General features: G+C 39.8%; 28 protein-coding genes and 2 pseudogenes. 10 read left to right on the top strand and 20 right to left on the bottom strand.

All coding sequences use genetic code 11. The annotated features are described in order from the left end of the window. Nucleotides 1-75: 75 nt before the first annotated feature. The 8 genes from OCV69_RS14500 to OCV69_RS14465 form a co-directional block, all read right to left on the bottom strand. A complete protein-coding gene (locus OCV69_RS14500) occupies nt 76-1,575 on the bottom strand; it encodes a site-specific integrase (protein ID WP_262563183.1) in 1,500 nt (499 codons plus the stop codon). Nucleotides 1,576-1,592: 17 nt separating this feature from the next. Next, nucleotides 1,593-2,711: a tyrosine-type recombinase/integrase gene (locus tag OCV69_RS14495; protein WP_118584702.1), complete on the bottom strand. Its 1,119-nt coding sequence runs from the start codon at nt 2,709-2,711 to the stop codon at nt 1,593-1,595. A gap of 240 nt (nt 2,712-2,951) precedes the next feature. After that, nucleotides 2,952-3,347 carry a hypothetical protein gene (locus tag OCV69_RS14490; protein WP_002593743.1) on the bottom strand — a complete coding sequence of 132 codons (396 nt, stop codon included), beginning with the start codon at nt 3,345-3,347 and terminating at the stop codon, nt 2,952-2,954. 21 nt (nt 3,348-3,368) lie between these two features. Further along, a complete protein-coding gene (locus tag OCV69_RS14485; RefSeq protein WP_158360022.1) occupies nt 3,369-3,716 on the bottom strand; it encodes a recombinase family protein in 348 nt (115 codons plus the stop codon). Between the two features lie 31 nt (nt 3,717-3,747). Then, nucleotides 3,748-4,101 (bottom strand): type II toxin-antitoxin system PemK/MazF family toxin, encoded by a 354-nt coding sequence (locus OCV69_RS14480; RefSeq protein WP_038292372.1) that lies wholly within the window; start codon nt 4,099-4,101, stop codon nt 3,748-3,750. Between the two features lie 52 nt (nt 4,102-4,153). Further along, nucleotides 4,154-4,408 carry a hypothetical protein gene (locus tag OCV69_RS14475; RefSeq protein WP_002593745.1) on the bottom strand — a complete coding sequence of 85 codons (255 nt, stop codon included), beginning with the start codon at nt 4,406-4,408 and terminating at the stop codon, nt 4,154-4,156. 635 nt (nt 4,409-5,043) lie between these two features. Then, nucleotides 5,044-5,487, bottom strand: a complete 444-nt coding sequence (locus OCV69_RS14470) for an RNA polymerase sigma factor (RefSeq protein WP_158360020.1) — start codon at nt 5,485-5,487, stop codon at nt 5,044-5,046. Nucleotides 5,488-5,696: 209 nt separating this feature from the next. After that, nucleotides 5,697-6,119: a hypothetical protein gene (locus OCV69_RS14465; protein WP_158360018.1), complete on the bottom strand. Its 423-nt coding sequence runs from the start codon at nt 6,117-6,119 to the stop codon at nt 5,697-5,699. A gap of 147 nt (nt 6,120-6,266) precedes the next feature. Between OCV69_RS14465 and OCV69_RS14460 the strand changes: the two genes are divergently transcribed. Further along, complete coding sequence (locus OCV69_RS14460; RefSeq protein WP_158360016.1) at nt 6,267-6,803, top strand: sigma-70 family RNA polymerase sigma factor; 537 nt, start codon at nt 6,267-6,269, stop codon at nt 6,801-6,803. Between the two features lie 26 nt (nt 6,804-6,829). On the opposite strand, the gene OCV69_RS14455 is transcribed toward OCV69_RS14460, so the two are convergent. Beyond that, nucleotides 6,830-7,066 (bottom strand): BhlA/UviB family holin-like peptide, encoded by a 237-nt coding sequence (locus OCV69_RS14455; protein ID WP_158360014.1) that lies wholly within the window; start codon nt 7,064-7,066, stop codon nt 6,830-6,832. Between the two features lie 203 nt (nt 7,067-7,269). On the opposite strand from OCV69_RS14455, the gene OCV69_RS14450 reads away from it, so the two are divergent. The 7 genes and pseudogenes from OCV69_RS14450 (at nt 7,270) to OCV69_RS14415 (ending at nt 11,597) form a co-directional block, all read left to right on the top strand. After that, nucleotides 7,270-7,629 (top strand): helix-turn-helix domain-containing protein, encoded by a 360-nt coding sequence (locus OCV69_RS14450; protein WP_158360013.1) that lies wholly within the window; start codon nt 7,270-7,272, stop codon nt 7,627-7,629. Further along, nucleotides 7,623-8,168 (top strand): RNA polymerase sigma factor, encoded by a 546-nt coding sequence (locus OCV69_RS14445; RefSeq protein WP_262563181.1) that lies wholly within the window; start codon nt 7,623-7,625, stop codon nt 8,166-8,168. The genes OCV69_RS14450 and OCV69_RS14445 overlap by 7 nt, the downstream gene beginning before the upstream one ends. Continuing rightward, the gene (locus OCV69_RS14440) at nt 8,161-8,847 is read left to right on the top strand and encodes a DUF4367 domain-containing protein (protein ID WP_158360011.1); all 687 of its coding nucleotides are present in this window, start codon (nt 8,161-8,163) and stop codon (nt 8,845-8,847) included. Before OCV69_RS14445 ends, OCV69_RS14440 begins: the two co-directional genes overlap by 8 nt. Before the next feature lie 255 nt (nt 8,848-9,102). Further along, complete coding sequence (locus OCV69_RS14435; RefSeq protein ID WP_158360009.1) at nt 9,103-9,528, top strand: hypothetical protein; 426 nt, start codon at nt 9,103-9,105, stop codon at nt 9,526-9,528. Nucleotides 9,529-10,021: 493 nt separating this feature from the next. Then, nucleotides 10,022-10,177, top strand: coding sequence for an IS66 family insertion sequence element accessory protein TnpA (gene tnpA, locus OCV69_RS14430; RefSeq protein WP_262563180.1), 156 nt, complete (start codon nt 10,022-10,024; stop codon nt 10,175-10,177). Then, nucleotides 10,113-10,845, top strand: a pseudogene (locus tag OCV69_RS14425) (transposase). Before tnpA ends, OCV69_RS14425 begins: the two are co-directional and overlap by 65 nt. Before the next feature lie 68 nt (nt 10,846-10,913). Next, the gene (locus OCV69_RS14415) at nt 10,914-11,597 is read left to right on the top strand and encodes an IS66 family transposase (RefSeq protein WP_317258421.1); all 684 of its coding nucleotides are present in this window, start codon (nt 10,914-10,916) and stop codon (nt 11,595-11,597) included. Nucleotides 11,598-11,808: 211 nt separating this feature from the next. On the opposite strand, the gene OCV69_RS14410 is transcribed toward OCV69_RS14415, so the two are convergent. The 4 genes from OCV69_RS14410 to OCV69_RS14395 all read right to left on the bottom strand — a co-directional run bounded on the left by OCV69_RS14410 (nt 11,809) and on the right by OCV69_RS14395 (nt 16,296). Further along, nucleotides 11,809-12,912: an SH3 domain-containing protein gene (locus OCV69_RS14410; RefSeq protein WP_262563178.1), complete on the bottom strand. Its 1,104-nt coding sequence runs from the start codon at nt 12,910-12,912 to the stop codon at nt 11,809-11,811. A gap of 80 nt (nt 12,913-12,992) precedes the next feature. Then, nucleotides 12,993-13,808 carry a hypothetical protein gene (locus OCV69_RS14405; protein WP_158360004.1) on the bottom strand — a complete coding sequence of 272 codons (816 nt, stop codon included), beginning with the start codon at nt 13,806-13,808 and terminating at the stop codon, nt 12,993-12,995. Between the two features lie 246 nt (nt 13,809-14,054). Continuing rightward, complete coding sequence (locus OCV69_RS14400; RefSeq protein WP_158360002.1) at nt 14,055-14,864, bottom strand: hypothetical protein; 810 nt, start codon at nt 14,862-14,864, stop codon at nt 14,055-14,057. Nucleotides 14,865-15,159: 295 nt separating this feature from the next. Continuing rightward, nucleotides 15,160-16,296 carry a hypothetical protein gene (locus OCV69_RS14395; protein WP_158360000.1) on the bottom strand — a complete coding sequence of 379 codons (1,137 nt, stop codon included), beginning with the start codon at nt 16,294-16,296 and terminating at the stop codon, nt 15,160-15,162. A gap of 457 nt (nt 16,297-16,753) precedes the next feature. Here OCV69_RS14395 and OCV69_RS14390 point away from each other — a divergent pair, with 457 nt between their 5' ends. Then, nucleotides 16,754-17,743, top strand: coding sequence for a CHAP domain-containing protein (locus OCV69_RS14390; RefSeq protein ID WP_158359998.1), 990 nt, complete (start codon nt 16,754-16,756; stop codon nt 17,741-17,743). Nucleotides 17,744-18,144: 401 nt separating this feature from the next. After that, the gene (locus tag OCV69_RS14385) at nt 18,145-18,336 is read left to right on the top strand and encodes a hypothetical protein (protein WP_158359996.1); all 192 of its coding nucleotides are present in this window, start codon (nt 18,145-18,147) and stop codon (nt 18,334-18,336) included. A gap of 340 nt (nt 18,337-18,676) precedes the next feature. Here OCV69_RS14385 and OCV69_RS14380 read toward each other — a convergent pair whose 3' ends face one another. The 7 genes and pseudogenes from OCV69_RS14380 to OCV69_RS14350 form a co-directional block, all read right to left on the bottom strand. Next, the gene (locus OCV69_RS14380) at nt 18,677-18,940 is read right to left on the bottom strand and encodes a helix-turn-helix domain-containing protein (RefSeq protein WP_002593789.1); all 264 of its coding nucleotides are present in this window, start codon (nt 18,938-18,940) and stop codon (nt 18,677-18,679) included. 15 nt (nt 18,941-18,955) lie between these two features. Beyond that, complete coding sequence (locus tag OCV69_RS14375) at nt 18,956-20,734, bottom strand: VirD4-like conjugal transfer protein, CD1115 family (protein ID WP_158359995.1); 1,779 nt, start codon at nt 20,732-20,734, stop codon at nt 18,956-18,958. Nucleotides 20,735-20,788: 54 nt separating this feature from the next. Next, a complete protein-coding gene (locus OCV69_RS14370; RefSeq protein ID WP_158359993.1) occupies nt 20,789-21,727 on the bottom strand; it encodes a DUF3991 and toprim domain-containing protein in 939 nt (312 codons plus the stop codon). Nucleotides 21,728-21,741: 14 nt separating this feature from the next. Continuing rightward, nucleotides 21,742-24,618, bottom strand: coding sequence for a MobP3 family relaxase (gene mobP3 / locus OCV69_RS14365; RefSeq protein ID WP_158359991.1), 2,877 nt, complete (start codon nt 24,616-24,618; stop codon nt 21,742-21,744). 110 nt (nt 24,619-24,728) lie between these two features. Continuing rightward, nucleotides 24,729-25,328 (bottom strand): alpha/beta hydrolase, encoded by a 600-nt coding sequence (locus OCV69_RS14360; RefSeq protein WP_158359989.1) that lies wholly within the window; start codon nt 25,326-25,328, stop codon nt 24,729-24,731. 24 nt (nt 25,329-25,352) lie between these two features. After that, nucleotides 25,353-25,673, bottom strand: coding sequence for a TfoX/Sxy family protein (locus OCV69_RS14355; RefSeq protein ID WP_002593794.1), 321 nt, complete (start codon nt 25,671-25,673; stop codon nt 25,353-25,355). Nucleotides 25,674-25,716: 43 nt separating this feature from the next. After that, nucleotides 25,717-25,890 (bottom strand): annotated as a pseudogene (locus OCV69_RS14350) (DUF2992 family protein); the annotation flags it as partial. Between the last annotated feature and the right edge of the window lie 98 nt (nt 25,891-25,988).

Here is a 25,988-nt window from a genome sequence, read left to right as displayed (position 1 = left end):
GGTGGCTTAAAAGTTGTACCCTAAAATATCAAATCGGATTTTTGAAATTTTCTTCAAAAAACACTTGACTTTTTATTAGCAGGCTTTTAATGTACACACCTCACTGATCCGTAATCCTGTTGCCCATAAATTTAGGAAAATAAGTCTTTGTACTTCTGGAAAAAACTTCAGCCTTTTTAATATTTCCATATACTCATCTTCTTGAACACTTCGATCATGGTGATATGGGTAGACTTTCTGGCTGTAATAGTTTTGATCAAAAATTTGCCCTTTGATATGTCCTTTAACCTTTAAGTATGCAAAAAATCGGTGAATATCAAATATCTGTCTGTTTACTGTTTCTGCTTTAATTTCCTTTTCCTGCAGGAGTTTGAAATACTCTGCTATCTGTTCTTCTGTAATTTCACATATGGATTCCAATGTATTAAAGTAAACTAGAAATTTTTTAATAAAACACAATTGGCCTCGTATATTTCCTATTGTCAAATCACTGATACCTACTTGATATTTCATATACTCTTGCAGCAATTTCCTGTTTTTCTCATTCGTCACTTCATAAAAACTGAGTCGCTGTACAGGATTGCTTGGGTTTACACGCTCTGGTGCAAAATTGAATCTTTCCATATACCAGACATTTGCATACCAGTGAATTTCTTTTCCACTCATAAATAGTATTTTGCGGCTGTTATCCACAATCTGCACACTATTCTTCACATTTGCAACTTTCCTGGCTACAATTGTTTCCAATTTCTTTATTTGCTCCAGTTCAAGCCGCTCGATATCATCAATTCCTTCCTCTACGCAAAACTCATACATCCACCTTAAAGGAAGTAGATAGCGCACCCTGCGATCCTTGCTGTCTTTTATATTTCTCAAGGCATAGTACAAAATCTGAAAAATTTGTTTTTTTAAAGTTTCCGGCGCCTTTTGGCTAAAATCCCATACCAGTTCGCTTTTATCTTGGATATAATCAAAATCTGATGCTATGTCCTGATCCGGTATATAGGGAAGAAAAATCACTTGCCCTTCATACTTGAGCTGCTTTCTGTTTCTTCCAGAAAGGGTTTCCATTTCTTTTCGGATATCAAACTGTTTAACCCGATCCAATGTCTTCAAATATTCAAGGCTTTTAGAGGAAGTTTTTGTCCTGCGCAACTCACTTTCATACAGTTCTCTGATTCTATAATCAATTTCCTTTACATGATGAATTCCCTGCCGTATCAAGAAATTCCTGACATTTCCTTTCAAGCGTTCTTGCACTGTATTGCACTGCTCAATTTCATCCAACAACTCTTTATACTCTTCTTGGATGAGAGTCTTCTTCAAATTTCGCAGGAACCCAGTTCGCTCAAATACCTGTTTCTTTGTAAAGTTCCCTGTTTCACGCAAAAAGATTTTGTAATTACGGAAATCCTGTTCTTCTATAAGGAAAACATCATATATCCCTACACCTTTTAGGTAGGACTCTGCACACTCCCAGTATGTACTCGGTACATTTATATCTGTTATCAACTGGTTGTGAAGATAATCCGCTTTATCCTGTGATTCCGTATTCAATAATCTTAATGCAGTCACATACTTCTCCTCCTTCCCTAAAGTAATTTGTCAATTTCATAAATGGACTGATGTTTTCTATAAAATTCATCACTGACATCCATCAACTCCTGATCCGATATATTTAAATATCTCATCGTTGTTTCTATATTTCGATGCCCAAGCGCTTGACTGATAAGTTCCAGCTTCCATCCAGCCTTCCGGCGAGCATTTGCAAAATAATGCCGCAGCATATGTGGTGTTACTTTAATCCCAGTCTTCTTCTGCAGCCGTTCCATCAATGCATAGACGCCTGAGTCCTGCATCGGTTTTCCTGCATAATCTCCCGAAATGTTAATAATCAAGTATTCCTGCTGGAAAATAAGGTCTTTATATTCCTCTATATAAAACTGCAGAATTTCAAAGGTGGCATCGCTGATTTTTGCCTTTCTGTATTCTGCATTCTTAGCCCTGGCTCCATTTTCATTATCTTCTCTAAAATTGACATACAGCAAGTGTCTCTCATAATCAATGTCTGTCGCATACCGGACTCCCAAAAGTTCCCCGATGCGAAATCCCGTTTCTGCTAATAATAAAAGCAGGATTTGATCGCGACAATTGGCACATGCCTTTAATAAAATCACGATCTTATCCTGCTCTATGGTCTTCCCTATATGTCCTTTTTCCTGTAGATATCCATGAAATGTATTCCGATATAATGTTCTTTTTACTCCCACTGAATTATGTACAATAATTCTCATATCAGAGAGGACTTTCAATTGCTTTGTAGATTCATCCTGCTGTCCAGAAAATCTATAAAATCGGAACACCTCTTTTAAATATGCATTACAGGTCTCATTATATGGTTTCTTTTTATAACTATCTCCACTATGCAATCCTGCCTGTAACCATATCAAATAGTCTGTAAAGTGTTCCTGCTGCTTATCATATGGCATCTCCCATACATCATCTAACTGAATGCCAGTCTCATCTATATAATTCAGATAGTATGAAATGGCTCCTGCACTTCTTCTGATAGTGTTAGGTGACAATTTTGATCTTTTTTTATGCATTAGATACTTGGAGGGCAGTAACACTATATCTTGGCTCTCCTGTTCACGAATGAAATAATATTTTTCGTGATTATCTATCTGGGAATCCACAATATACCTTGCCATATTACTTTACTCCTTTCCTCTAACGCTATACACAGTATACCGTGTTACTCTTCTCATAGCTATCACACAATGTAACAATCTTTCCTTTTCAAACGAAGCATTATCAATAAACAACGTCAATCGATTTGATAACTCCCTGCTATTCCAAATGCAATACCTGCAGTTAACAAAAATCCAATAATTCCAACTGCCGCAACAATCAATATCCCAATCATGATCGTTCTACCTCCTCAACAATCTCTATAACATCTGGCATTCTGCCATCGTAACCGCTTCATCTTCCATAGCAAAATATTCATCCGCCACATTGCGTTCCACCGCCAAAATCTCTCCAGCCTCCTTCTCTCCCAGCTGGATCGGCGCCAAATACTCAATAATTCTCCCACATAATTTCTGGTCCGGACAAACATCCAGCATCCCCATACAGGTATTCACAATCAGGCGATCCAACACATCGGTAATCACTATTTTTTTAGCATCATATCCTCTCGCACCGATAAAATTTGCCAAGTTCTCCGGGGTCAGTGCCAACATATATTCTTTTCTGGCTCCCCCACCATATGGATACTCATAGGCATATCCCATCGTTTCTGTGTCCATGATCCGTTCTACCATATTCTTTTCTTCTGCTCTCATAAAATCTTCTCTCCTATTTTTTCAACTGCCAAACTCAATTTTCCCTTCCAATGGCGAATATGCACCGACATCATAGCTTTCCTGAAGGATCTGAAATCTTGCGAGCTGCATGGATGATCTGGACAGCCTGCCCCGGTTTACAATCAAAAGAACATCTACCTGTTCTTTCTGAACCGCTTCTATAAAATGACGAAATCCATTTCGATTCCAAAGCGGAGTTGTCCCCACATCACTGGAACTTCCAACCAGTTCAAATCCCATCTGCTCTCCATAATCAATCAGCTGTTTAAACTGACTTTTTAATGCACCATTTCTATCTTCCGGTGCATCAATCGCACAATAGATCCACGCACGTTTTCCCTGACCCATTCCTGCCTCCTGCTCCTTTTCCAAACACCCTTTATGTTCTTCTCTGTACTGTTACACCAAAACTCACGAGAATTGCCTCATCTACTTTACGCATCATGGCTCCACTCAGACTTCCTACATACCCTCTTAATCTTATCCGGTCAATCGTCCTTACCTGCTCCAATAAAATAACAGAATCATTATGGAGTCCTCTTACATGATTTCCCAATTCGATATGTGTAGGTATCCAGTGCTTATTAGGCCGACTTGTAATTGCTGCCACAATGACGGTTGGACTGTAACAATTACCAACATCATTCTGAATAATCAAAACCGGCCGGATTCCCCCCTGTTCAGAGCCTATTACCGGCATCAGGTCTGCATAATATATATCTCCTTTTTTTATCGTAACACTTCCCCTCCTTCCATCTACTCTGGACTACGAATGTTCCTACTCTTTATGAAAAGTCTCTATCTCTATGTAATTCTGCCGTCATATGGCAAATGCCCTTTTTCCAGCTTACGCTGATGACCTCACCTGCCAAAAGTTCATCAGCTCGGATTCCCTTTCCCAGCTCCTTCTTGGCTGCTTCTTTCTGCCCTTCCAAAAGTATGGATTTTACCTGGTCAGAATTCAGAAATAAATATCCTTTCGATGTCATAAAATGAAAATTGCTGTCAGAATATAATTCCATAAATTCTTTGACACGCATATACATCTTCCTCCTTATCATTTTGTGATTTAGAACACAAGGATAGCGGCAGCCTTATCCAGCTGATCTATCTTTCCTTTTCCGCTGGATAAATATAAAGCTGCCGCCATAGTTTCTGTTAAAAATCACTTGTTCTTCATTTTCAAAAGTTCCTATTCGACACAACTTCCCGGAACCAGATATCGGAAATACTGATATTCCTGTTACAACCGATATCTTTGGGCGGCAACACTGACCAGCCATGGCTTAAGGCTGTCATGGGATTGTTCCCCTCCGAGGGTCTCTCCGAGCCGCCCTCATTGCGTGTTCCCGTTTTGCGGGGCTGTGACTGGACGGAAGTATCATTATAGGCTGTTCAGGTCATTGCAGGCAGTCTGCCAAAACTGCTTTAAGGACAAATTTTTTTCGCTCTGCACCTTTGATGTCATCTTATTGACAGACACTCTGACTATCTGCAGGTGGTCGTGGCGGATTTTCCTTTGTGCTTTTCCTTTTGGGCTGAACAACTAAGGTATCTGTATTGCCGGATATGACTGTTTCACACAGTTTTTGCCAAAGAACAGAAAGAGAAATCAGTCCCCTTCACTTCTTTCCACGCTGGCAGAGAAGTTTGAGAACCAAAAACAGAAAAATAATTAAAATAATTTTCTCAGTTTCTCTAAAATCTTCTGTCTCCGTTTGTTTATCGCCTTCTGTGACAATCCAAGTACCGAAGCTACCTCCCGTTCCGTCCGTTCCTCAAAATAGAGTTCCTGAATCAACCACTGTTCTTCTTTCGAGAGTTCTAAAAGGAATTTATGTAACTGTTCACACTCTATTTTTTTCAGAATCTGATCCTCCACACTTCTGTTTTCTTCTGGAAATTGCACAGCCATTTCCTGCAAGCGTTCATAGGAATCCTCTCTGCTAGGAATGGTCATTTTCTCTCCTGTTTTAGGATCTACGATATTTCTTGCTCTTTTTAAGTCATATTCCTGATACTGCATTTTTCTTTCACTTGTTCTCAATACAGAGATTACTTCCTCGCTGGCTTCCGGATACATTTTTCTAAAATCTGGTATTTTATATGGCTTTGCCATAATTTTTCCTCCTTTATTTTCAAAATTTGCGAAAATAAAGAAGGCTGGGCGGTTCCCTGCAACGTACTGCCAACACAATCATTGCAAAAAGGCATAAAAAAAAGCGCCGGGAAACAAATCCTTTTCCTCGACGCTATTTTGCTCAATTAATTTTTCGACAAACCGGGCAGCTATAATATCCTCCTGCTGGTACCTTTCATATGTAAGTCTTACGTTTCACGAAAGCATTCTTTTAATGGAGAACGGTTAATAAAACTAACCATTTTCTTTAACGCCCTACTCTGGATGCGTTTTAAAGTCCGTTCAGACCGTTCACAGTTTTCCCCGTATTTTTCGGTGAAAAGCCTTGTAGTCTCTGTCCATGTTTGATGATCAATTAGGTGAGTTTCTATTACAAATTTTTCATTCGGACTTAAAATATTTAGTGTCTGCTCAATAATTTTGAACTGAAAACGGTCACTGTATTGCAATATCCCATGAGTACTTTCCTTCGAAATCAAGCACTCTTCTAAAAGAGAATCCTGTATTTGTTCTGCACGCAGCTGCCATAACAGTTTTTTCAATTGTACTTCCGTTACCATTTCCTCAAAATATTCCTTTCCTTTTTTATAATAAACACCAAGTTCTGCCATTTTTCTACACATAGCATAAAAGTGGCACTGTTTTGTCACTTATCAAGTCATAAAAAGAACGCTATAGTAATAATAAAAAAGAAAAAATTGTATATTTCAGTTTCTAATTTCCTCATTTATTCCTTTTTATAAAAAAAAGGAGTAAAAATGGAACATACTATATCATCTCTTGTCAGAGGATATTTAGATACTGGAAACGAGGACTATTTTGAACAATTACAGAAGCGGTTTGCTCCATTGATAAAAGCATATGCGAGAAAACTATATTATCTGGAGTATGAGGATAGCTTACAGGAATTAAATATCGCTCTGTATGAAGCAATCAGTAAAATGCCCTCATTAAATAACGAATACGCCTGTATTTCTTACATAAAGAAATCTGTCGTCAATAAATTTACAAAACTCTATCATGCCAGTGTTAAAAATCAAGCTATTCAGGCAAAGTGCATTTCACTAGAGGACTTTGATGGTCGTGATTATCTCCATGATTATGAAGTGGATAATTGTATTTCCCTTTTGGATTTGGAAAGAATCTTGAAAAATAAACAACCATCAGAACAGGAGCTTTTGCGTATGCTTATATCGGGATACAACGACAAAGAAATTGCTGAAAAACTCGGATATACCAGGCAATATGTGAACCGGATTAAAAAGAAGATATGGCAACCTGATTCTGCCAGATGAACCGCCAAAAGGCGGTTCACTGGGAATCACTCTTTCATCTGCGAGGAATACTGGGTACATAAGGTATCTAGCTTGCTATTTATCTCATTGACGATGGTAAATTTATCTGTCAACTCCAGTAGCAGTTCCCGGTACTCTTTTTCTCGTGCGTCCTGCAACTCATCCAGCTTATCATTCTTCTTAATTGTATAGAGCAACAGGAAAACAAACAGGACGGCCCATATCCCCTGGGACTGTATCAGCTGGGTCAAAATTGCCTCCATTTTAAATCATCTCCTTCCTTTCAAGATATATAGTAATAAGAAACTTGTCTAAAATATGGAAACTGGCACATAAAATTTTTCCGTTTTACAACCTTTAGTATTATTTCTATAATTTGTGGTCATTTCAATATAAAATGTAATTTCTGTATACTTTAAGGAAATAACTAAAAGTATTATATCTTTAACAAAATAGGAGTTACCCCATGGACAAGAAATCATTTGGAAAACAGCTCCAGCGATACCGTGAGCGTGCTGGATACAGTCAGGAAGCCTTGGCAGAACTGGTTGAATGCAGCACCATCTTCATTTCCTATATTGAGCGTGGCGAAAAATCCCCTAGTCTAGATACTCTGATTAAACTTGCTAATGCCCTTGATATCTCGGTAGATATTCTTTTGGGGAAAGAGCTGAAACACTACACCTTTGAAAAATTGAAATATATTGAAGAGCAGATGAAAAACCTGCCTGCTTCCGATCAGCAAAAAATATTGGATATCGTGGATTCTGTAGTTGCTATCGAATTAAACTATCACAATGAAAAGAGGCATCAGAAAGAATGTTGATCCTCTTTTTAACATTTGACACACCAGAAGATACAGATAAATTTCTTCTTTTATATGAGAAATACAGAAAAATTATTTATTATACATTAACGAGGTTTAAATTCGATGAATATACCAAAGAGGATTTATCGCATGATATTTACATAAAACTAGCCTCTCATTTAGATGATATTGATATAAGCGATTCTAAAAAGACACAAAATTACATTATTACAGTTACCCGCAACTACAGCCTCAATTATTTGCGAAGTAAAAGCAGAAAACCGGAATCTTTTCTGGAAGATATTCCGGTTTTGCTAACAGCTTCCGAAGATATCCTGGAACATCTTATCAACAAAGAACAGGTACATTGGTTGGCGAAAGAAATTAATAAACTTGACGACATTTATAAATCTGTATTGGAGTTAAAATATGTCAATAACTTTTCAAATGATGAAATCGCATCATTTTTAAATCTCAAGAAAAAAACTGTAGAAATGCGGCTTTATCGCGCAAATCTAATCTTACGTGAGAAGTTAAAGGGGCAGGGAGATGAATAAAGAATTTGAAGATGAAATCTGGGAATCCTTTTTAAAAGCCGCTGTTATTGAAAATAGCCAAAACGAGAACCGGGACTATCCTTCAGAGCAGGAATTGAAAAAAATCCATATTCCTGAACATTACGATTTGAAAATACGACGACTAATCAGGTACTATAATTACCAAGTTAAAGTCAAATCTGTGATGAAGTATTGTCGCAAAATAGCCTCTATAATGCTTCTTTTTATGGGATTCAGTTTCGCCCTTCTTCTACAACATAACGAAGTACGTGCTGCATGCAAAAATGTTATAATAGAAATATATGACCGATACATCACTTTAATCCATACCTCTGACCTTCCTCAAGGAAAACCTTTCGTTGAGGTTGAATATATACCAGAAGGATTTTCTATTATAGATTCTTCAGCTGATGGAATAAGCAATTATATTATTTATCAAAACTCTTCTGGGGATTTGATTGAATTGAATTATGATACTCAAAAGTATACTTCGTTAATTGATAATGAGCATTATTCGATTCTTCATGTAAAAATCAATAATGTCGAAGGCACTTTTTTTGAATCTCAAGATAATCGATTCATGAATATTCTTATTTGGGATACTACAAATAACTATTTCAAACTAAAGTCAACTTTAGGAATGAATGAAATGATAAAAATTGCAGAAAATTTAAAATGACTTGTAGAAAAACATGTAGCATTGGTGTTAATAAATATATAAATAGGTAATTACGAAACTCACTGACTAAAATCTATGCACTCTGTATAGAAATAAGCCTGAATTGAATCTATCAAGCTGGAATTTTATGCAAAATGGACATAAAAATTCAAGGCTTGGTGAGGAAAAAGGTAGAAACAAAATTCAAAAAAGCTATTAGAGGCTTTTAGAGTTTCGCAACCGCCTAAATATATAAAAAATGAAAGGAGATTTTCTATGAAACTCAAAAAAATTTACTCATTAAGCCTTGCTACTGTACTACTTGCAACTCCCGCTTGCACCATTACAACGTTGGCACAAGAAAACACAGTATCTCACAATTTAACTACTGTTGCTTCACCACGTTTTGCTTATATCCAAGAAGCATCTATTAAAATAGATCCCAGTAGCACCGGTATCAACTATAGTGTCCTTGTTTCTGGAATAAGAGAGGTTACCTCTATATCAGGCAAAATGACCATATATAAGGGAAGTTCCCAAATTTATTCAAAAAATCTTTCAACCAATACAAACACGCTGAGAAAAAGCGGGTCTATTTCAACAAAAGGGGCTGGTAGTTATACAATTAAATTTTCAGGAACAGTCTATACCAAAACTGGCTCAGAACCCATTACTCTGGAAATGGAGGATTCTTATAATTAAATAGAAGATATACTATCACATTTAAAAAACATCATACTAATTATATTTTTATCTTTCTAATGGAGACAGTAATGCAGAACAATTGACCAACCTCTTATCAGATAACATTTACAACCTATCTCTAGATAAAGGAAGCTCTGGTGTTGGATCTGTGGCTTTCTTACATAAAGCAGATAGTAACGAAACCTTATACTTTATTGGCTTTGGCAACACACTTGAATTTGACTTAAATTAAATAATCTGATGCAAAATCCTTTAAGTCCCATTTTCCGGACTTAAAGGATTTTTTTATATTAGTTTAGTTTCCATTGTAAGCGCTTTATAATCACCCGGATAGCAGATTCGCAAATTTTGTCCGATACTTTAGATACTTGGAGTAATTCACTTCATATCTAGTTCTCAGAGTTACAAAAGCTGCATTTCTCTCTGTATCGTTAGCCGCTTTTGTTGTACCTCATTACTCCAAAATCTCACATTGAAGGAGTTAAATGAAATGAGTACAACTTCAAAGGAGGATCATTGGCTGGAGTTAATCACCCAGTGCAGATCCAGCGGACTTACCGGCCACCAGTGGTGCATAGAAAATGGAATCCCGGTCAGCACATTTTACTATCATGTCCTGGCATTGCGCAAAAAAGCCTTCCAGTGAAAAAGCAAAAAAAGATGAATTTCCCGGACAACTGGATCTGTTCAATGAGGCGGAAGCTACTGCGGATCCTTCTGTCCCGGAACCAGCCCTGGAGGAGGTTGTTGGCGATTATAACCGTAAGGCAAAGAAACCCAGGGCCACCAGGGAAGAAATCCTTGCAGGGCTGCCTGTAATCGAAGTTCCCTGCACGGTAGCAGATGAGGACAGGAACTGTCCTTACTGCAACACCCCGATGGAAGTCATCGAGAAAAAGGTTGTCCGTGAAGAACTGCGGATCATCCCTGCAAAAGCAGAACGAATCCGGTATGTCCAGGAAGTCCTTGGCTGTCCGGAATGCAAGAAAGACGGCGCTTCCGTTATCGTCGGGGCTGAAACACCAAGCCTCCTGCTCAGGCACAGCCTCGCATCCCCGTCCACGGTTGCTTACGTGATGTACCAGAAATATGTGAACAACGTCCCGCTTTACCGCCAGGAGACAGACTGGAGTGAAGCTTCCCAGGGCGACACTGGCTAACTGGGTCATCAAATGCAGCATAGATTATATGGAGCCGGTGTATGAACAGCTGCACCAGCATCTGCTGGAGAGGGATATCATCCATGCAGATGAAATACCCTGCCAGGTACTGAAGGAGGAAGGGAAAACGGCACAGTCCAAGTCCTATATATAGCTGTATGGCTCCGGAAATGACGGGCTGCCGCCGATCCGTCTGTATGATTACCAGCCCAGCCGGGGCGGATATCATGCGGAAAATTCCTGAAAGGGTTTTCCGGATACCTTTCCTGCGATGGCTTTTCCAATTATAATAAGCTGAAAGATGTCATCCGCTGCGGCTACCTTGCCCATATAAGACGGTACTGGCATGACGCACTTCCCGGGAAACCAAAGAAATCCCCGGATAGGACTCCGGCGGAAATCGGTTTCGGTTATTGCAACCAGTTATTCGAACTGGAAAAGGAGTATGCGGGGCTGGATGCCGATACCCGGAAAGCCAAGCATCTTGAGACGGAGCCTGCCATATGGGAGGCTTATTGGTCATGGCTTGAAACAGTGGATCCAGCTGGCGGGAGCCGTCTGGCCAAGGCGGTGACCTATGCGAAAAACCAGAAGCCCTATATGGAGAATTATCTGTTGGATGGCCGGTGCTCCATATCGAACAATATCGCAGAAAATATCGCCCGCCCCTATGCCGTAGGAAGGAAAAATTTCCTGTTTCATGATACTGTAAAAGGTGCCCGGGCCAGTTCCATCATTTACAGTTTAGTAGAAACTGCGAAACTCAACAATCTAAACATCTACGCATATCTGGAGACTGTACTGCTCTATATGCCGGACTACAAAAATGAGCCCGAAGCTATAGAAGAGCTGATGCCATGGTCTGACATGATACAGCAAAGAGGCCGGATTAAATCGAAAAGTTGAAGTTGGAGTATTTTACTTCAACTATAGAGGAATACCTTGTGAAAAGATAGCTATTATTTTATTGAGCGCTTACGATAAATCAGAGTCAGAAGTCTTTCATCGTAGAAAAAAGCATTTTGTCCATAGCTACATACATAGAATTACCGCCAGCTCTTTTGAACTGACGGCAATTCTTTATAAATCATTCAGATTCCTGTTATCCTATATACCTTTAACCCTGATAAGCATTTTCCGTTTTGTAATTCTCTACAACTCGATAGCTGCGGTCAGGTGTGGTGGTATCATACTGATTCAGGTATACACCATCATCATCTACCCAATAATAGGTATTATTGACTTCAGACTTAATGTAACACTCCACGAACAGATAGCTATCCGGACCGAAACAATAATCTTTCCCGGCAATAGTTTTCCATTCGCTCTTCGGATACGTGTAACTTTTTTCCACATACCACCATCTGTTGTTGTCATTGTAATCCTTTACCCATCCCTGGACATAGTTCCCGCTGACCCAGCCATCAGCAATATGGAACCAGGGATCCCCACTGATCATTACACGCCCATTAGCCTGAATAGCAGCTCCTGTATTCAATGTTTTCACAATACCGGCACTGGTACTTGGGCTTGTTCTTACATTCACATTAGTCCCCTGAATCGTCAAGTTTGCACTAACGGGAATTTCCTCAACCGGTTCAACTGTAGCAAAACACTCTAATAAGATTGTATAATCATACAAACTTTTCGCAGTCGCATCTGTATAAGCGATGTCATGCCAAGTCTGTGCAGCTGCATCAAGATCTTCGTTCGGGTTTCCGATTGTAATATATCCGGTATGCGGTCCCTTAGAACGATTTGAATGTGTATAGTCAATTCGCGTTTCCGTAACCCCAGTAATAACAAGAACATGACCTCCATTATCAGATCGCATTAGACACCCCGGTGTCATATCCTTCGCCTTGGTAATCCTTTTTCCATATGCTGTATTAGTAAGCGTCGCAGCACTAATACCGTAAGCATAGGTCAAACTATCTTCACCAGGTAGTGCGTTTTCAAAATAGGATCTAACAGCACCATTGGATGCCTCATTAATGGCATAGTAGACAAGTCCAGAGCAATCAACTCCTGCCTTAGCAGGGTTGGCAGTCGCCCACGCCTGAAGATCTGCCCCAGATTTTCCGGTAGCTGTTAAATTTGCCTTAATTACAGATGGAAGGTTTTTTCCTCCCCAATGATACGGTAGCTGAATCCTGGTTCCTCCAATCACCATATTGGTATATTCTTGGCATTTACTGTTCAACGTAGTTGTAAAACTCATATTCTATCTCTCCTTTATTTTATTTATAAGCGCTTACACCTATTAATAAGGAGAATTATCGTGAATTGTAAACTATGTTTTTATCCGGCAGTAGGCAAATCTAAAATCACTTCGTCTATTACATCATCCTTCATCAACAAAACAATACTATAACAAGACGTTCTATCTATACCGTAATTTTTAATTTCATCTGCAGATGCGCTTCCAACATAGGCATATATATAATCATAGTCTGTCATATTAAGCGGACCTTTTTTATCTCTCAACAAACCACTACCAAATATTATCATTCCTATTCCATTATCAATTTCACTTTTACATTTTTCAAACGGATAACCTGTCTGGATCAGTTCTAATTCTGTCATTCCTACTCGAATACCACTTGCTAATGAATAATCGCTATTATTTATAACAATTCCCGCAAGATTCTTTTGGGAAGAATGAGTTACATATTCAATCCCCTCCCCTTTCCAATAATTATAATGACCATTTGCACCTTCATAACCTTCAATTTTTTCCAATTCAGAATCATAGACTAAGACATGTTCAATATCCGCAACCATAAATGGAGTTTCAGCAAGATAGGGGATTTCCGGTATAAGTATATCTGATACTCCTATTTCCATTTTCATATCAATGTTGTCCTGATGCTCTGACTGTTCGTTTACACTTTCTGCTTCTACAGATGATATTATTGTCACAGGCTCTTCGTTTTCTTTTGAATCTGTCTCTTCCTGTGTAATAGCATACTCCTGTGCAATTATTTCTGACATCGGCATAGACGCAGGAACCATAACTGAGCTTTCCTCTATCGTTTCTATGTTTTCAGTTCGCGCACAAGCGGCTCCCAATACACATACTGATAAACAAATTAAAACTTTTCCAACTTTCCTCATAAATGCCTCCTCATTCAGTTAAATTAACCTGTTGTGCTAGATGGAATAAATAAAGACACTCCTTACTAGAAAAATAATCAGGATATCGGTCTTGAATAAATTGGTTTGCTACACTCCAACACTCATCAGATTCCGCATCGCCGAGAACTTCTATAATGTTATAGCGGTCCTTCTCTGCATAATCTTCTGCCTGTTTTTTTATTGGTCTATTGCCACTTGCTTTTCGGCTACAAGAGTATCTATCGATTATTCAACCACTGTTTCAGCGAACGAAGTATCCATTGATGATTTACTCCTATCAGACGTTGCAATATCAAACTTAATGGTTTTTCCATATCCTACAAAATATAATGGCTCATTGCTGCCAATCTTACGCAGAAATGCAACTGACCCCTGAGCACTTTTTCCCTTTTCGACAGTTAAATTATAAATATTATCGCTGAGATACTTTGTGAACTGCTCTGCATTGCTATCCCCATTAGAAAGTGCGAAGTACATCTTTGCTGAATCTAAAGAAGCATGATCTTCCATAATATAAAGATTGTCTGACGTTCCGCTATCATAGGTAACATTCAGAGTTACTACAACATACTCCATGCCATTCTCCGCCTTCGGAATTTCTGCATTACCTGAGATAAGTGTTTTATATGCCGATTCTCCTACCTGAACATTCATAACATTAAATGATACCTGTACCGGGACATCAGTACCGTCAACCATCTGAAAACCGTCTATGGTTTCGATACTTCCATATAAAATAGTATCATCTCTAGTCACTGGTGCTGTTTCTATTGCGATGCTTTCTCTCTTTTGCTTTTCCCCCTCCGTTTCTGATTCAACAACTTCTTCTTGCTCGATTCCTTCCTCCCCTCCGGTAGAAATTGTGTCACTTTTATTTGTGATAGATATTTCACCTTCGTCTACTGTGCTTTCCATAGATTGTTCACTGCCACCTGTTTTGAAATTATCGTTTTTACTTTGGATACAACCAACTTCAATGATGCTTGCCACTGCAATTATTACAATTACCAAAAGTTTATTTACTTTTCTTATCATAGCGTCCTTCTCGTCTTTGCCTGAATTTGTGTATTAAAAATTATTATACTCTGTATTACCTCTTTTCTCTAGTGACAAAACAGAGACATTTGTATGTTATATACATATTAACAATTCTTACCGCCAGTGGTTGTTATTGTAATCTTTTATCCAACCCTAAACGCATTTACCGCTAATCCAGCCAGCAGTGATAGGGGCCGTATTTGCAGATTGCCCACAAAATATGGCCTTGTTGGCCGCAGAAAATAACGGTTTGCAGTATTCAGTATCCTCGAAATATCATCCGATTTAGAACTTACTCCTGTAAAGTACTCAGTGTATCATCAACAGACACTGCAATTACTTTATCATTTTTAGCAAATGCCAAGAATCGATAAATGAGATTTGAATACGTTGCATCATAAGACAAAGCTTCCGTAGCAATATATACCTCATCACAGTCAAACTTTTCTTTTAAAAATGTTAGAAATGAATAATTTGGTATGTTTTCCAATGAACTTTCATTAAAGATTAAATCCATTTCCATTAGGTCTTGAACATTTATCCCAACCTTTAGTCCACAACAGAATTCATATTGAGGCGTTGTAAGAACCACACCTCTAATCCGTCTTGAGGAAAAATCTGTTTCTTTTTCTGGCTCTCCTGTGGCATAAATAATCCCTGCTTCTTCAAAAAAATCCCAATATCCATCTTCCGTCTCCACCGAAGAATATTCTTCATAGGATGAGGTTAATACATCGCTAAGGTTAGCTGCAAAAAAAGGTGTTTTGTTTAAAATGGGGTGATTAGAAATCAATATTTTCTCGTCAGGCTGACTCACCTCTCCCTTATATCCTCCGTAATACTGATCATACATCTGTTGAAGCAGACTCTCCAGATTCCGCATTTTTTCTATAACAGTATCGTCTATTAACGTTCTTTTTCCTAGATATATATCTTGCGCTACTTCAGAAACAATTTTTCCCATTTCGAAATAACGTCCTCGTCCATTATCTGTACCTTCAGAATCTTGATAAACAGATACCAGATAATGCCCATATTCTATGCTTTCTTTAATCAGCGCATCGTTGGAAAAATAATTAGGGTAACTATCTTTTATGTACAGAATCGCTTTATCACAATGGTTATCTGCCTCTACATTGCCAAGTGCCTCTAAAATGGCGTTCCGATCATTTTCTGCATTTTTTTCCGCATATTGTTTGATTTTTTCTATTTCTATCTGTTTTTGTGTGCCAGTATCGTCTTTTTCTGAAATTTCTATATCTTCAGTAGAGGGAATCGGCAGGCTGACAACGATTTCCTCCTGCTCAATCTTTGTTATATTCTGTTCTTTCTCTTGCCTGTCAATATGTGAACAGCCTACATTAACAGTACATAAAACAAAGACTACGATAATAAACTCTGTCCTTTTAAAGCTTTTTAATCTCATCATATCCAATATTCCCCTTCCTTAAATATCAACCAGCCTTCTATAAACTTCTGAGCCATACACTTCCTACGGTTCGTGACGATTTTTTTCCCTCCAGCCAGCGGGTTCTTTCTGCATGGTGGTTAATCTCCGCCCGATTATGACTGCCAGTTCCCTCACGAGAGGCGGTATGATCTAATTCAGCACCGTAATCCCGCCATTCTGTTTGTTCTTGCCTGCTGTGAGCTTTACCAGCTGCTTTCTTGTCTTTATTTTAGTATAGCATTTCTTCCTTCAAAACAAAGTGTCAAAAGAGTGTCATTTTTCTTAAAAAAAAATAACTTTTGTTGTAGAAGGGCAACTATTAGTATTATAAAATTTAAAAACACAATTCTATTTGTTTACAATTCAACCAGTTCCCCCTTATTAACAGGCATAACCGGTTATAACAAAAAAATCAGTATTGAAAGGAGAACAAAACATGTCAATAATTGATACAATCATTAACAAAGCATTAGAGTTTGAGGGCATCACCGAAAAACCGGCCGGAAGCAATAATGTCCAATTTAATACCCATTATTATGGCCATGAAGTGGAGAACGGAAAGCCAAATAAAGACGATGCATACCCTTGGTGTGTGACCTATTTATGGGATGTATTTAGACTATGTGGTGCTTCCAATATTTTCTGTGACGGCTTAAAAACAGCTTCTACGGAAACAGTTTATAATACCTACAATAACGGAAGACTATTTTCAACCGGACAAGCTGGTGATTTTATTCTAATCAAAACTTCTACCGCCAGCAGCGACAGGCGTGTAAATCATGTGGGATTAGTAATCAGCAGGAATAGTGATGGAAGCTACGAGACAATCGAAGGAAATACAGGCGGTAATATTGCCGATGGAGGTGGTGTGCTCAGAAACACTCGTCGTAGCAATGATACTGGATATACAATCGTGACATTTGCAAGACCCTCTTATTCCGGGTTTGAACCTATTGATGAAATCCCTGTCAGTGCGCAGTTAACTGTTCAGGGCGTTAATGTCAATGTTCGGACAAGTCCTATAACCGGCGCTGTAGTAAAAACATTGAATACTGGTGCTCGTATTCAGGCAACCGGACGTGTTCTGATTGATGAGGATCCGTGGTTCCATATCACTGATGGCTGGATTAGCGGTAAATACATTCAGGGCTGGGTAAAAGACTATAACGACAACAATCGCTGGTGGTATGTGGAGAAAGGCTATTCCTATTCGGTAAGTGCTTGGAAGACTATTGCAGGGAAAGACTACTGTTTTGGAGCGGATGGCTACCTGTTCGTGGAATGCTATATCAAATCCGAAGTCAACAGCACCTACTATTGGGTAGATGATGACGGCGTACACCTAAACCAGTATGATACTACCGTTCCTGATTCCGGATATCGGATAGTAGAAAATTTCAAGACAGAAAACGCTTATAGAGGATAAACAATTCTGGACGGACATCAAGTCACTTTTCCAGTATACAAACAAGAACTAATTGGCAATTTCAAGAGTTTTCTTGTCTGACACAGGATGTGGTATGATAACCATTAGTATTATATATATGTAAACGGTAGATAGTCCGTACCTGTACAAAACTGGAGCAAACCTGTATACAGAGTGTAATAGAATCTGTGTAAGTCCCGTTAACCTACTCTTCAAATCATATCAAATCCCAGAAATGTCAGTCAAGGCTGGAACCCTTACCTTGACTGCATTTCCAGGATTTTTATTGTATTATAACCTAAGAAATGATAAGATACAGATACGAGGAGGTGTATCCAATGCAGAATTTGATAAAATGTAGAAATATGAGATTGTTTCGTCTCTAGATAAGGGTATTTAGTATGAAAAAGTTACATCTTATAATATTTACAGCTGTGATCTCAATTATTATTTCCTGGTTTTTATTTTTCCCATGGAACAAACAGGTATTAGAAGATGGTGGTACTATTGTTTATTCCAGTCTAACATACAAAATTTATGTATGGAATAAAATAGGAGGAAAAAATACCTCTGAAATAGAGGGTGTAAAATAAAGTGTGTAAGTTGAGAAAACCAATTTCAAAACTTACGCACTTTGTTTGCTTTACAGAGTGTGTTAAGATAACAGGAAAGGATTTTTTGTTCACATAGCATTGCTTTTTATTATACCACATATTGTTTTATTCGGGAATATTTTTCTTACCCTAAGTTGTTTTATATTCACCAAAAATTGATACGCATTAACCTCACACTCACCTTCTTTTTTTATAGATAACTGCCTAATTTTTTCTCTGATTATTATATTTCTTCAAGTGATACCTTCTCTTCATATGTCATATTGCCATATCCCATATGCCACCAAGAAAACAAACTGATCCCTTGGTGGCGTATCTTCTAGCTGCTGTCTATCAGCGTATACAAAAGACTGCTTTTTCCTCCGTTTTCACGCCACCTCTGTTCCTTTTTTATAAGCCCAGCCTTTACCAGATCCTGAATCGCCCGCTCTACAGTTCTCCGTGATAGGTTTAATTCCTTTGCGATAGTACCAATCGCAGGATAGCATTGTCCGTCTGTATTACTCCGGTCTTTCAAATACATATACACAGCTTTAGCCCGATGAGGCAGATCTGAAGAATAAATTTTAGAAAAATAAGCCATCTGTTCTCCTCTCTGCTAATCGGTTCTAAGAGGTGGTCTTCGAGTAGCTGCCTTATGCTGTTTTTCCTTCGCTGTCTCTCCACGAGCCTTTCCTCCTAAAAAAGAAGCCTCCTCCAACTTTCCGCTTTCAACAGATCCCCTCCATAAGTCTTCCTCATCAAAATCAGACCGCCTTACTATTTCCTCCTCCAATTCCAATCGGTCAGCATATACAACTTCTCTTGCTGCCTGTTCCGGGACTTCATAAACCTCCTCAAACCGGATACCCCATTTTAAAAACAAAGGAAGTCTTGTTTTCATAGGGCATACCCCTGTCTTAGCAAGAATGAAATTCCCTTTTGGCAAGGTCTTTAACTCCTCCGGCGCCATTAATGGTCTGCTCATCATCTGCAGGCTCTGGCTGGGGTCATTTTTTCCTCTGGATATAGAACCAGACAACACTGTTCTGTTTCCCAATGCTTTTGATAAGATTTCTGCGCTCTCTGAGTTTGGTGCAAAACCTCCAAACAAAATATCCTGGCAGTTATCGATGATAATACTGGAACCTTCTTTTCCATAATTCTTTTCCAACTGCGCAAAGCTCTGAATGATAGGAACCATGCTGATCCGTCTGGAACGGCCTGCGGAAAACATCATCTCCATGGATTCAATTTTTGGTATGGTTCCAATTTCATCCGCAAACATCATGACTCTGTTGGGCAGCTTTCCTCCATGTTCATCTGCAATCGTCAACATTTCCCGGTAAAGCTGCTGTAAAAACAGGGATACCATAAAATACTTCGTGTTATCTTCTTCCGGCAGCACAATAAAAATTGCTGACTTTTCCCTACAGAATGTTTCCGTGTCCAAGGTACTCTCAAAGCACAGGATCTGTTCCATTTCAGAATCCAGAAACGCATTCAATCTGGACATGGTTGTGGATAGCACAGAGGCCATTGCCTGATCCGCAGAATTTAAAGCTGCTCCTGCAAACCACTTCGCCTTGTGAGTAGGTGGCAACTTATCCATAAGTAACTGGAACAGGCTCCGGTTCTTCACGGGGGATGGCGCCAGAAGATCCTGAATCAGCTTGAACACAGAAATGATATGGCGTTTCTCTGGCGGGCAATACTCTGCAATCAACAGAATCACAGAAGTCAGCAAACCTTCTGCTGCATCATAGAAAAAAGCATTTTGTCCATAACTGCTGGCAGAAGCCCCTTCAGAGCAGATGATGGTTTTAGCTGTAATTTTCGCATACTTCTCTGCTCTTGCCTTTGCTGCCAGATTTTCAGGATTCTTTAAATACTCATCCATGTATTTATTAACCAGTGTCAGGATATTGTTGCCATCAGAACGGGTGGGATTTCGTAAATCCAGAATGGAAATCCGATAGCCATAATATTCCTTGGCTATACCTGCATAATTACGAAACAGATCGCCCTTCGTGTCTGTGGTGAGGAAACTCATTCCAGAAGCACAGGCATATTCGATATTGGGGTATAAGAAGTTTGCCGTCTTACCCACTCCTGCTGCCCCGATCATGAGACAGTGAATATCTCCACTGTCTACCAGTGCTGTGATGGAATTTCCTTTCTTTTTGCATCCAACTACCAGCCCCTGCTCTTTTGGTAGATGCTTTCCTGCTCTCCATTGTTCCGGTTCATATGGTACATGTGCATACGTTTCCCGTATTTCCTTTTCCGTTGCAAACCGTGCAGTTCCATACTGCCCGTCTCCTACCGTTCTCGATTTAATTCCGTTTAAGGTATAATGATTTGATATCATTACCAGACTGCCGATTACAGCGAACATCCCCAAACCTATACAAATAAATATAATGACTCCCTGTATCCTACTCCCCTCCTCTCACATCATCTGTATAACTGTCTGCTGTCTGTTCATATATTCCGGCGGTGGCTTCTTCAGTTCTTGAAGATCCTCATTCCAATCCTTAAGATTTGAAAAAAGCGAGAATACCATATGGTATCCCCGCTCAGACAGGTTTTTCTTTATCCGTTCCTTTGCCTGGATTCCCGCCTTATCATGATCCAGACATAAAGCAATTTGGGAGATATGCGGTGCATCATTCAAAAGCTGCATCAACGCATGTTCTGCCACCCCACAGAGTGCCACATAACTATGATCCATCCACCCCTTTTGATACATGGAAATAAAAGACAGCATATCAATCGGCGCCTCAAATACATACACGGTATTACTCTTCCCAACCCAACGAAAACTGTACCTTGGATCACATCCTTCTACATTCCCCTTAAATGGTTGTCCCTTCTGACAGGTTCCCCTTTTATGTGCATGGCGTGGAATTCCATCTGAATCAAAACCCACAAACACAACATTATGATATTTGACATCTTCATAGATCATGTGTTTTCCTGCAAATACAGATACTACTTTAGGATCCACACACCTTGTCTTTATCAGATACGCAAAAGCACGGTACATGGTCTGGTTCGCCTCTGGAAGTACGAATGGCTTTTTCGGTTCTGGTTGCTGATTCACGCTTTCCCGGTATGCAACTCCCTGTTCTCCGCCAAGCAGCATTGTAACTGCATCCGGAAAGCTCTGGTTATAAAACATCCGCACAAAGTCAATGGCACAGCCTCCCTTTTCTGTCGCGTGATCATACCATCGATTTCCCCTCACTGTAATGCTGTGATCACTGGCCAGGCGCTTTTCTCTTCCAGAACGAAGCAACTTTTCCCCCTGCCTGGAAAGAAAATCTTCCAGATCCACCGCATTGGCCCTCTGTTTCTGTTCTTCCGTAAAATAAACAAATTCTCCCATGCCATCCTCCTTCGTCAATAAATACCTTGTGCCGGCTCCGGGTCATCCCTATGATGTCCTTGAGCCTGCTTTTTCTCTGACAGTTTCCTGCGTCGTTTCCGGTCAATCTGATACCGCTTCATTTCCATCGGTCTCTGTACTTCTTCGCAAAACAGCTTTTCCAGATGATGAAGCAGCCTGGTTGCTGCCAGAAACAAGGACGGATCCTGATATGCATCCAGATGTTCCAGTAAAAAACTGGCATACAAATTTCCTTGTTCTGCCGATGCTGTCAGATATTCCACTGCCTTTTCCCGATCACGGGAAACATCTCTGCCACAGAGATATAACTTTCCCAATACATACTGAGCATACTGGTTTCCTTTTTCCGCACATAGTCCTAGGTAATGTACTGCTGTTTCCACATTTTTCGTTACATGTTCTCCTGAAAGATATAACTTCCCTAACTGATAAAAGGCCCATTCATTTTTCTGCTCCGCTGCCTGTTGAAGCCATTTCATTGCCACTTCCACTTGAGGAGAAAACTCTTCCCCCTTGAGATATAACATTCCAAGCCGATACTGCGCATACAGATTTCCTTTTTCCGCTGACAGGCTGAGCCACTTCACAGCCGCTTCCACATCCTTCGGTATTTCCTCCCCCAAAAGCAACAAACATCCCATCCGATATGCAGCATATTCATTTCCAAGTTCCGCTGCAGAGCGGAACCATTTCATGGCCTGATCCATATCTTTATTAAAATACACACCATCCTGGTATAATTTCCCCAACACATACTGGGCGGCTGAGTGCTCTGCATTTGCTGCTTTTGTAAGCCATTCCACTGCCTGGCCGCTGTCTCCACTTCCCGTTTCCAGCAAGAGTGTTCCAAGTGCATACTGAGCATTGATATTCCCCAACTTTGCAGACTTTTCCCAATACCTGGCCGCCCCCTCATCATCTTTGCTGGTTCCCGTTCCAGTATGAAGCATCTGACCAATCCGGTACTGGAGTTTATCATCATGACTTTTTTCTTCCAGAACCACAAAACCGGAATACGCATTCTGAAATCTCCACTCTGCCTGCTGTAAATCCGGCTCTGTACCAAAACCATCCCTATACATCTTCGCCAGTTCCAGGCTGGCATAAGGATTCCCCTGCTCTGCTGAACTCATATATAGAGAAAACGCCCGTATATCATTTTGCTCCACCCCCCGGCCCCGCCGGTAAAGCCCAGCCAGAGAATACTGGGCATACTTATGATCCATTGCAGCCGCCTGAGAAAACCAGTGTGCCGCCTTTTCATAATTTTGTTCTGCTCCCAAACCAGAAGCATACATTTTCCCAATACGATATTGCAGATATGGTTTCTCCTTTTTCTTTACGGATTCTTCTCTTACAAGAAATGCTTCCAATGCTTTCTCATACCATTTCTGTGCCAGCCCCACATCCGCATCCCGTCCCAAGCCATCCGCAAACATTCGACCAAGGTCGTGCATGGCAAACCCATTCCCCTGCTCTGCTTCCTGAAGGAACTTCTGATATGCCTTTTCAAAATCCTGCAATGTAGAATCGCTGCCATACAAATAATTCCTAGCCTGTATATATCCATCTGTCCACCAGTTGGAACTGGATTTTTCTTTTCTGCCATTAGGAAAAAGCTCTTGCTTGAGTTCCTCCACCGCATAGTCCGAATCTAGTTCCCCTGTCAGCTCTGCTACCGGATCTGGTTCTTGTATAAAAAAATCGTCCTTTGGTTCTGAGTATCCATCTTCATTCTCTTCAAACAAAAAATGATGACTGCCAAGCCTCAATGCTTCTGCAATCACCATATTTTTGATACTTTTTAATTTAGGCTGTTTTGATAAAGGCGGTAATTCTTCCGTCTGTTTTCGGTAGGTCTTCACAATCTCATCCTCCCATAGCCCCCATTCCCGGTACAGGGCAGACACCCGGTCATCTTTCTCCAACTCGTCTACGATGTGATCGACCAGATCCTTCACATCTCTCTTCAGGTAGCCATAAACCTTTTTCCCACCTGTATTCTGCAGCCGTTTAGAAAGCTGCATCATACTGGTTTCAATTTCCGAACTCTTAAGCGTCCCCGCCCGTATTTCATCTATCCATGTCTTCATTACAACTTCCGACCGTTCCTTTAAATCCATACGAGACTGCGCCTGTTCCTCATAAATATTTGCAAAATCCTGACGGAAAATATCATGCGCCAGCTCAGAACGCATGGCCTCAATCGACTGCTTTGTCAGATACCCTTCTCCATCTTTTACTGAGTACACCAATAGATGAACATGGGGATGATGGCTTTCATTATGAAATGCAGCGTACCATTTCAGATTGGCGCTGTCAATTTTCATATGCTTACACAGCATTGCCCGTTTGGAACGCAGCAATGCCATCCACTGAACAGCACTGTCATACCCTAACCGGGCTGCATCCTCGCGCCGAAGGGAAATCACATGGGTCCACACAACTCCCTTGTGATCTGCCACTTGATTCTGCACCTGTCCAAGAACCACCGGTTCTCCCTCATCTGTAAACAGACCATGCTCACCAATCTTTTCTACACGGGGACGATGCGCCAGATAATCCACATAATTTTTTCGCGTCGCTGCTATATCAAGATTTTGTTCCAATACACAAGAAATAAATTCCGAGGCATTTTCGATTGTTGGTTTTCTTTGATAATCTTCATACTCCAGCATTTCTTTTGTCGCCGGAAAATCCTGCAGGAGCTGATGCACTAACTTCTTTTGACTCACCGTTGCTGGGAGGTGCTTTTTACTTGTATCAATTTTCTCTACCCCTTTCCGCGTTCCAATGTAATGGACATAATTTTCTTTCTGAGATGGTTTTGCATCTTTTAAATATCGGGAAGTAAAAATAAGTTTTGCCATGTTACTCCTTTTTAGAAAGCAAAAAGGAACCTATGGCTTATCACACACCATGGCTCCTTTTACTTTTTATCACATCTTCTTCCGTTACATAGTTTCAACATTTGAACATATCATGTACATTGCTTAATCCAGTCAGAAAGAAAGTCCATCTGCTCTTTCGTATGAAACCAGTGCTCCCCGTTTTCCATAACTGTAAGTGTTGATCCGATTCTATCTGCAAACTCAGCTATTGTTTCATACGATGTCAAGTTATCCTTTTCTCCATACAGAATGTGCGTTGGAACAGTCCAGGTAACAGGATGCTCCCTCACATAACAAAGATAAGCCCAGGAAAGTGTTTCCCCAAAGGATGTCGGGATTTCTTTCTGTTTCTGCAAATCATCTTCGGTCACATTCGCCCACTGCATCATATTCCGAATCAATCTTTCCATATCTACAACCGGAGAAATAAAGTATGCCTTCTCTATTTTGCTGTCTGCCAAAGCACTCATAGCAAAGAAAGCACCAATGCTGTTCGCAATCACTGTTACTGTTTCATATGTTCCGCATAGGTTATCAAACAATCTGGGGAACTCTTTTTTCGCTTCCCAAGGTAACTGTGAGGAATAGTCAAAACCAATTACATCATATTCTTCAAAGAGCACTTTATAATACTCTGCCTCTTTCGGATTTCCACCTTTACCATGTATATACAAAATTGCCTTGTCCATTTATTTGTTTTCCCTTCGCAATACCTATTTTTTCTTTTTGGGTTTGGGCAGCGGCAGTTCATCATACATCGCGTGGAACAGTCCTGTCAAAAATTCTTTCTGATCAACCTCCTCTACCAGCAGCATCTCTTTTGCTCCCTCATAAGGTACTTCATATACCGGATCTGTCATATAGGCAATTGCTGACTTTGTGGGTTTTACAAGCAGTCTGTCATCATAAATGCCTCCTACGATCTTGCCACGATAATAAATAATAAATTCTCCCATCATAGTCCGATATGTAATTTCATCCAACTCGGACAGCTGCTCTAAAACAAATTGTAAATAATTTTTACTTGATGCCATCGTTTACCTCAAACCAAATTTTGTGTAAGAATACATTACATTCTTAATGCCCTCGATGTTTCTCTTTTTTCTTTTTTTGTTTTAAATCAAACATTTTTTTCTCTTCTGCCAATTTGTCTTCCCGGCTTTTAGACTTACGCTGCTGTTTCCTTTGTTCCTGCTGCAGCTTTAGTGCTTGCTGAGATTTTGTTCCAGTGCCCCTATCCAACATTTGTTTTGATATTGTCAATATTGGTTGACACATTTATCTCAAAGATATCACTGCCTATGCAGCCTGTTCCAGAGATTGGTAGTATCTCTGTCGCTTAATTATCG

It is taken from the genome of Alitiscatomonas aceti, assembly GCF_025567195.1.
Taxonomy (GTDB): Bacteria; Bacillota; Clostridia; order Lachnospirales; family Lachnospiraceae; genus Alitiscatomonas; species Alitiscatomonas aceti.
The sequence above is the reverse complement of the archived record's forward strand: the minus strand, read 5'-3'. Positions and strand labels throughout refer to the sequence as shown.

Coding starts and splice junctions, on each gene's coding strand:
- OCV69_RS14490 (WP_002593743.1), bottom strand. CDS start 3,347: ATGAGAGCAGAAGAAAAGAATATGGTAGAACGGATCATGGACACAGAA.
- OCV69_RS14445 (WP_262563181.1), top strand. CDS start 7,623: ATGTTGATCCTCTTTTTAACATTTGACACACCAGAAGATACAGATAAA.
- OCV69_RS14455 (WP_158360014.1), bottom strand. CDS start 7,066: ATGGAGGCAATTTTGACCCAGCTGATACAGTCCCAGGGGATATGGGCC.
- OCV69_RS14435 (WP_158360009.1), top strand. CDS start 9,103: ATGAAACTCAAAAAAATTTACTCATTAAGCCTTGCTACTGTACTACTT.
- mobP3 (WP_158359991.1), bottom strand. CDS start 24,618: ATGGCAAAACTTATTTTTACTTCCCGATATTTAAAAGATGCAAAACCA.
- OCV69_RS14360 (WP_158359989.1), bottom strand. CDS start 25,328: ATGGACAAGGCAATTTTGTATATACATGGTAAAGGTGGAAATCCGAAA.
- OCV69_RS14495 (WP_118584702.1), bottom strand. CDS start 2,711: ATGGCAAGGTATATTGTGGATTCCCAGATAGATAATCACGAAAAATAT.
- OCV69_RS14405 (WP_158360004.1), bottom strand. CDS start 13,808: ATGAGGAAAGTTGGAAAAGTTTTAATTTGTTTATCAGTATGTGTATTG.
- OCV69_RS14370 (WP_158359993.1), bottom strand. CDS start 21,727: ATGGGAGAATTTGTTTATTTTACGGAAGAACAGAAACAGAGGGCCAAT.
- OCV69_RS14375 (WP_158359995.1), bottom strand. CDS start 20,734: ATGTTCGCTGTAATCGGCAGTCTGGTAATGATATCAAATCATTATACC.
- OCV69_RS14440 (WP_158360011.1), top strand. CDS start 8,161: ATGAATAAAGAATTTGAAGATGAAATCTGGGAATCCTTTTTAAAAGCC.
- OCV69_RS14465 (WP_158360018.1), bottom strand. CDS start 6,119: ATGGCAGAACTTGGTGTTTATTATAAAAAAGGAAAGGAATATTTTGAG.
- OCV69_RS14385 (WP_158359996.1), top strand. CDS start 18,145: ATGAAAAAGTTACATCTTATAATATTTACAGCTGTGATCTCAATTATT.
- OCV69_RS14390 (WP_158359998.1), top strand. CDS start 16,754: ATGTCAATAATTGATACAATCATTAACAAAGCATTAGAGTTTGAGGGC.
- OCV69_RS14400 (WP_158360002.1), bottom strand. CDS start 14,864: ATGATAAGAAAAGTAAATAAACTTTTGGTAATTGTAATAATTGCAGTG.
- OCV69_RS14475 (WP_002593745.1), bottom strand. CDS start 4,408: ATGCGTGTCAAAGAATTTATGGAATTATATTCTGACAGCAATTTTCAT.
- OCV69_RS14450 (WP_158360013.1), top strand. CDS start 7,270: ATGGACAAGAAATCATTTGGAAAACAGCTCCAGCGATACCGTGAGCGT.
- OCV69_RS14395 (WP_158360000.1), bottom strand. CDS start 16,296: ATGATGAGATTAAAAAGCTTTAAAAGGACAGAGTTTATTATCGTAGTC.
- OCV69_RS14485 (WP_158360022.1), bottom strand. CDS start 3,716: ATGGGTCAGGGAAAACGTGCGTGGATCTATTGTGCGATTGATGCACCG.
- OCV69_RS14410 (WP_262563178.1), bottom strand. CDS start 12,912: ATGAGTTTTACAACTACGTTGAACAGTAAATGCCAAGAATATACCAAT.
- tnpA (WP_262563180.1), top strand. CDS start 10,022: ATGAGTACAACTTCAAAGGAGGATCATTGGCTGGAGTTAATCACCCAG.
- OCV69_RS14355 (WP_002593794.1), bottom strand. CDS start 25,673: ATGGCATCAAGTAAAAATTATTTACAATTTGTTTTAGAGCAGCTGTCC.
- OCV69_RS14380 (WP_002593789.1), bottom strand. CDS start 18,940: ATGGCTTATTTTTCTAAAATTTATTCTTCAGATCTGCCTCATCGGGCT.
- OCV69_RS14460 (WP_158360016.1), top strand. CDS start 6,267: ATGGAACATACTATATCATCTCTTGTCAGAGGATATTTAGATACTGGA.
- OCV69_RS14470 (WP_158360020.1), bottom strand. CDS start 5,487: ATGGCAAAGCCATATAAAATACCAGATTTTAGAAAAATGTATCCGGAA.